Origin of the sequence: Vibrio sp. 10N.222.46.A1, assembly GCF_041473595.1 — a bacterium.
GTDB classification, from domain to species: domain Bacteria; phylum Pseudomonadota; class Gammaproteobacteria; order Enterobacterales; family Vibrionaceae; genus Vibrio; species Vibrio tasmaniensis_A.
This window is the reverse complement of sequence record NZ_JBFRSN010001641.1, coordinates 1-766: the sequence shown is the minus strand read 5'-3', so window position 1 is coordinate 766 and position 766 is coordinate 1. Positions and strand designations below refer to the sequence as shown.

Genomic DNA, 766 nt, shown 5'->3' with positions numbered 1-766 from the left:
TGAATTTGAAGTGATTGCTTCGCAAGGCGACGATAATAGAGATACGTTCGCACTAACGTTATTCCGCGGTATCGGTGTATTGGGTAAAGAAGAGTTATTGCTTCGTCCGGGTCGCCCTTCCGGTATCAAGATCCCGACACCGGACTCACAAGTACGCGGCAAGTTAGTGTGTGAATTCACTCTATGCGGTTTCTCTGGTAACCATATTGACGCGAACGTCATGGCGCAAGCACGTGACAATGTCACTCAAATCGAATGCTACAACAAGATCCCTTACAACGCGATGAAGCTGAATGTGGGCGAGCAAAACCTACCGATGAGCTTCAGCTTGTTATCGAAGCAACAAGCAGGTGCGGTACTGAGTGTACTGAAGAAAGCGGAAGATGAAGATGCGTTGATCATGCGTGTCTACAACCCGGCAGAAACAGGTTCTGTGTCAGATTCAATTTCGTTCACTCAAGCAGTTTCAAGCTGGAAAGAGACAAGCATGGATGAGCGCGTACGCGAAGGTGATGTAGCAACTGAAGACTTCGGCCAGCTGGCATCTTGCCAAGCAAAAACATTCCAAGTCAAATTCTAATTTCAATCACCCGCTCATCTTGGTGGGCGGGAATGGTGAACGACAATGAAAATTGTAATTGCCCCCGATTCATTTAAAGAATCACTCGACGCGCATCAAGTTGCGTCTTGTATTGAGCGTGGATTTGCCGACGTTTTCCCTCATGCAGAGTTTGTGAAAATGCCACTCGCTGATGGTGGTGAAGGC

Annotated in this window: 2 protein-coding genes; both read left to right on the top strand. The window is 47.7% G+C overall.

Annotation, left to right across the window (positions count from 1 at the left end; genetic code table 11):
• Positions 1 to 580: glycosyl hydrolase-related protein (locus tag AB4496_RS28610; protein ID WP_372133468.1), on the top strand; the 580-nt coding region annotated here is incomplete at its 5' end.
• A 45-nt stretch (positions 581 to 625) separates the two neighbouring features.
• A partial coding sequence (locus AB4496_RS28605) for a glycerate kinase (RefSeq protein WP_372133471.1) occupies positions 626 to 766 on the top strand: 141 nt, incomplete at its 3' end.